The following is a 4,470-nucleotide window of genomic DNA, read 5'->3' as shown; positions in this document are numbered from 1 at the left end:
ACCACTTCCTGGTGCTTATAGCGCTACGGAACCACACCGACCCCATCCCGAACTCGGAGGTGAAACGTAGCTGCGGCGAAGATAGTTGGTGGGTAGCTGCCTGCTAAAATAGCTCAGTGCCAGGATAATTAATTTAGACTAAAACCTCCTTAGGTAACCTTGACCTGAGGAGGTTTTGGTTTTAGGGATAATTGTACTTCCCCATCAGGCCACACCTAAAATTTAGCCACTTAAAATAGCCACTTAAAAGGGAGAAAGAAATCTCAAGAGTATGCTACCAACCGATGCCAGGGCGTTGCCTAAATTAGAACCTCCTTTAGAGGTTGCAGAATTTTGGGCAATTTCTATGCCTTTAACTAAACTCTGTGACGCCTGGTATCCAGGAATATTTCCTTGTTCTTTAAAGAGTTCACTAGCGATAGTACCATCTTGGGTCGCTGCTACTTCCTCTCCCAGTCTGAAACGAGCCATACCACGAGCCAAAAAAGCTGGAGCAAAGTCAGGCTTCATGCTCAAGGTTTTGTCGTAATACTCAATGGCAGTTTTGTAGTTACCTCTTTTGGCTTCTACTACTCCCCACGCATAGAAATCTTCTGCGGTACCTGCATAATCTGGAATACCGATGGTTCCTTGTATATAAGCATTACTCAAGCTCACACCATACAATTGGGCATTAACTAAAAACGCTTCCCTCAGGTCAGTACTGAATAAGTTAGCACCAGCAAGATTAGCACCAGCAAGATTAGCACCATTGAGAGAAGCACCACTGAGATTGGCACCACTCAGGTCAGCTCCTGTCAAATTAGCACGGCTGAGATTAGCACGACTCAAGTCAGCCCCAGCGAGATTAGCACCCACTAAGTCAGCCATAATCAAACCTACCCTAGTTAAATCACACCCTTGACACTGTTTGGTTGACAGTAACTGTTGAGTATGAGCTAGATTTTCAGCTTTAGCAATGGTGCTGAGGCTGGTCGTGGTTAGTAAAGCCGCAGTGGTTAAAATGGTGAGTTTGATGTTCATAGAATTCATTGTTTTTAAAACAGCTGCTAATTATGAATTAGTAATTATGAATTATGAAGTGTAAATTAGCAATTATGAATTATGAAGTGTAAATCCTAGTTGTGGTTAAAGTTTTTAGTTAATGTGATAGGCTAAACTTCTAAACCCCTTTAAAGTTTAAACTTTAAACCTTAAACTTTAAACCTTAAACTTTCATAAGTATCCCTAATTTTTAAAAAATTGGGTAGCGAAGTTTTGCGATCGCGTTGGTGATAGTGCCCTTGCTTTGAGAATTGCCGCTGTTAAAAAGACGTAGGACACAACCCCAACTATTGCCAAGAGTATACTATTAACATATCCCATCGCATTCCACAAGGCATGCAGAGCAGAAGCATTCAGATAGCCAATGCCTATGATCTGCCAACGCTTACGGGGTTTGAGGACGCTTAACCCAACAAAATACCCGAAGTATCCACTATAAGCCATGTGTCCTGCCACTGAGCCAAGAACCCGAGGAATCAGCAACTGCAATCCTAACAGGTCACCCTCCAATTCAGTAGTTGGCAGTATCACACCCTCTATAATATTCGGCACATATTGCCCTAAGGTTTCTACCAAGGTAAATCCCACCCCCGATGCTGTCCCCAATAAAATTCCATCGAGGGGTTCCCAGACACCAATTCTTTCTCGCCAAGGGGTACGCAGGAAATGTCCCAAAGCATATAGTCCCAGCATAGGTATAGCCTTGAGCAACTCTTCCATTAACCCAGCACCAAAAAACATCCGGATGAATAAAGTAGTCAAGTTGACAACTTCACCTAGTTGTGGTATGTCGCCAGGTAAAATTCCCCGAAAAATTTTGATAAATAGGGGCAGCAGCGGGCTGACCAAAATTAAACTGGTGGATAGAGTACTACCCAGCAGAACCCACCAAGGTTTAGGTTTGCCACAAAGTTGGTAAACAAAGTAATAGGCTAATCCTGCCAAGTAGGCAGCTAGCAAAAGATTAAAAACTACTGGTTGACCAACTGCAGCAAACATTGATACCACAAAGAGTACAGTCACGATACCAGGAGCCAAAAAAGCTTTTTGATTTAAATCCCGTCCTGTTGAAAAGATGGGAAACAGTTGGGTAAAGGTGACATAATCGGTCTGAGGCTTTGGTATCTTGCTAATCGGTTTTAGGGGTTTTTCTATGGCAATAGTTTGGGATGGGATAGATGGTAAATTAAGGGATGTCGTTACCTCGCACTCAAAGATGAATTTTGGACCATCGTGACCCAACTCAATCCGATCCCCGGAGTGCAATTGCTGACAACCCTGCAAATATTCGCCATTCACATAGGTACCATTCACACTATCAAGGTCACAAATTTCCCAGCGGGGACAGCCATTTTTTAGAGGGGTCAGAGGGCTAATTACCGCATGACGGCGCGATACGCTGACGTAGCGATAGGGATCTAAGGAAATTTTACAGTTAGGGTCACGTCCAATGACGTTATCCTCTAATTCAGAAAGGGGTAGTAGGGCGAGTATCTCTTTGTTATCGCTAGTGGAAAGCTGGCGCAGAAATCCACTGTAAACTTGACCAGTCATTGCTACTTTGGTCGTTATTGGTTATTCATACTCCCCATGCTAATCCGGCAGGGGATTCTAGTTTCAAGAACGTTTCTTTGGTTTGCAGATCTCTCGATCAACACAGATAGAAGAAACATCGACCCTCCTGTCTTGATGGAGAGCGCGAGTGGGGGTTTTCCCCAAGACCGCGCTGCATCGCTCGCATACTTCCCAAATGCCCAACAGTCCCCTTAGCAGAGGCTTTGGATTACTTTGGCTGCATTAACATCACCAGCATAGTAATCAGTTGTCCAACGTTTTTGTATATCCTTGGATCCTAATCATCCACCGTTTTCAATGGTTTCTAGCAAAGGAATTGCACCACCAAACGAATTGCACTACTATATTTTAATAATGTCCTTAGCCCTTTATATTCGCTCTGGCATCAAGCACCGCTAGGTAGAAAGAGAGACCACCGATAGGAATACTAGCAGCGAGGATAATTCCAGTCACCAAATTCCCTAACTCGGGGTCACCATAGGAAAGTTCAAAAATTGAACCCACAGCCGCAATCCCAGCAACACAGGCAATCATCAAAAACAGAGCACTTTTTGGGGTCATCATAAGCTTTTTTGTGAAATATTATTATCAGAAATCATAAGATTGAAATTAGCTGTGGGGCAATCAATTAAACCTAACCGCTAAGTAATAGGTCATATCTAGCCCGTTTTACTATTTATGATGCTTGGGTGTTAGTTAATTTAAAATTCAATATTAACAATTCCCAATTTTTAATTTATACCCATTAGATAAACCCTATTATAAGTGATTAACCGCACTTCAGATCAAATTTATAAGAGCAGTCACAGTTCAGTAAGTTGTAGAAGGTTAAGGGAGTAGAAAGATTACTGTGACTATAGCCATCGTAATTGAAAAGTTAACAAGAACAGGTCGTTATAGTCTTTCCCATCACCCCATCACCACCTCACCAGAGGTTTCACAAATAAACTCAGATTGGTATAGTTATTTAATTGGTTTCACCGCTTGGGGTGAGAACCCGTGCTTATTCAATTCTTCAGTCAAGGCTAGACCATTTTGCACCCGATCAACAAACATCACTCCTTTAAGGTGGTCTATCTCATGCTGAATGACGCGAGATAGTAATCCATTCGCCTTTAAGGTTCTAGGGCGTCCGTTTTGATCCTTGTAAGCTACTTCAATTTCGTCTGGACGGGTGACATCTAAATATACACCGGGAATGCTCAAACAACCTTCCTGGCCATCACACGGGGTGCTACCAAAACTCTTGATTTCTGGGTTAATTAACACCAGTGGTTGGTTATCTTGGTTATTAGGTTCACAGTCAACCACAATCATTTGCTTATTAATCCCGACCTGAGGGGCTGCCAAACCGATACCATCTGCACTGTACATGGTTTGCAGCATTTGCTCAGCTAATTTCCGGATGTTCTGGTCTACTTTAGCAACCCGCTTAGCAGGCTGACGCAGGACGCGATCGCCTAGATAATGAATTGTTAATGGTGGATTCTCTAATTTTTTCTTTTCAACGATAAGTTCAGCAGTCATGGGGTTATCGACTTGTGAGTCAGGGTATGCTTAGGGTTAGACGCTTAGCTGCTAAAGGATTAGAACACTCAACATACACATTCTTCAACAGAGTGCCTAAGACAGAGTGCCTAAGTTGGTCTATTATTATAGTCTTGCCTCGCTTTCTTAGTTTATCATGCCCCACGCCCCAAGAGCCTTCGCGCTGCGGTGCGACAAGGCGCTGCCTGAACCTCCTCAAGGGAACGCGCACCAAGAGAGGGGATGGGGACTGCGCCCCAATGATTTCATTGATTATCCCTGGTCGCCCATAGGTGGGTATTATGTCAAAATCGTACGTTTGTT

Annotated in this window: 5 protein-coding genes and 1 rRNA gene; 1 reads left to right on the top strand and 5 read right to left on the bottom strand. The window is 43.2% G+C overall.

From position 1 onward, the window contains the following. Positions 1 to 7 precede the first annotated feature (7 nt). Positions 8 to 125 (top strand): 5S ribosomal RNA (rrf, locus tag F6K37_RS32995). Positions 126 to 243: 118 nt separating this feature from the next. On the opposite strand, the gene F6K37_RS32990 is transcribed toward rrf, so the two are convergent. The 5 genes from F6K37_RS32990 to F6K37_RS32970 all read right to left on the bottom strand — a co-directional run. Then, complete coding sequence (locus F6K37_RS32990; protein ID WP_008187442.1) at positions 244 to 1,023, bottom strand: pentapeptide repeat-containing protein; 780 nt, start codon at positions 1,021 to 1,023, stop codon at positions 244 to 246. Between the two features lie 204 nt (positions 1,024 to 1,227). Beyond that, a complete protein-coding gene (locus F6K37_RS32985; protein ID WP_008187441.1) occupies positions 1,228 to 2,598 on the bottom strand; it encodes a PrsW family glutamic-type intramembrane protease in 1,371 nt (456 codons plus the stop codon). Positions 2,599 to 2,979: 381 nt separating this feature from the next. Beyond that, positions 2,980 to 3,180 (bottom strand): hypothetical protein, encoded by a 201-nt coding sequence (locus F6K37_RS32980; RefSeq protein ID WP_008187430.1) that lies wholly within the window; start codon positions 3,178 to 3,180, stop codon positions 2,980 to 2,982. 402 nt (positions 3,181 to 3,582) lie between these two features. Then, positions 3,583 to 4,146: a peptide deformylase gene (def, locus tag F6K37_RS32975; RefSeq protein WP_008187427.1), complete on the bottom strand. Its 564-nt coding sequence runs from the start codon at positions 4,144 to 4,146 to the stop codon at positions 3,583 to 3,585. A gap of 19 nt (positions 4,147 to 4,165) precedes the next feature. Continuing rightward, a partial coding sequence (locus tag F6K37_RS32970; RefSeq protein WP_287254873.1) for a hypothetical protein occupies positions 4,166 to 4,470 on the bottom strand: 305 nt, incomplete at its 5' end.

Origin of the sequence: Moorena sp. SIO4E2, from assembly GCF_010671945.1 — a bacterium.
GTDB classification, from domain to species: Bacteria; Cyanobacteriota; Cyanobacteriia; order Cyanobacteriales; family Coleofasciculaceae; genus Moorena; species Moorena producens.
Note: the sequence above shows the minus strand (reverse complement) of the source record. Positions and strands in the feature narration are given on the sequence as shown.

Bases quoted from the DNA above. Each gene is read 5' to 3' on its own strand.
- F6K37_RS32990 (WP_008187442.1), bottom strand. From the start codon at position 1,023: ATGAACATCAAACTCACCATTTTAACCACTGCGGCTTTACTAACCACG.
- F6K37_RS32980 (WP_008187430.1), bottom strand. From the start codon at position 3,180: ATGACCCCAAAAAGTGCTCTGTTTTTGATGATTGCCTGTGTTGCTGGG.
- def (WP_008187427.1), bottom strand. From the start codon at position 4,146: ATGACTGCTGAACTTATCGTTGAAAAGAAAAAATTAGAGAATCCACCA.
- F6K37_RS32985 (WP_008187441.1), bottom strand. From the start codon at position 2,598: ATGACTGGTCAAGTTTACAGTGGATTTCTGCGCCAGCTTTCCACTAGC.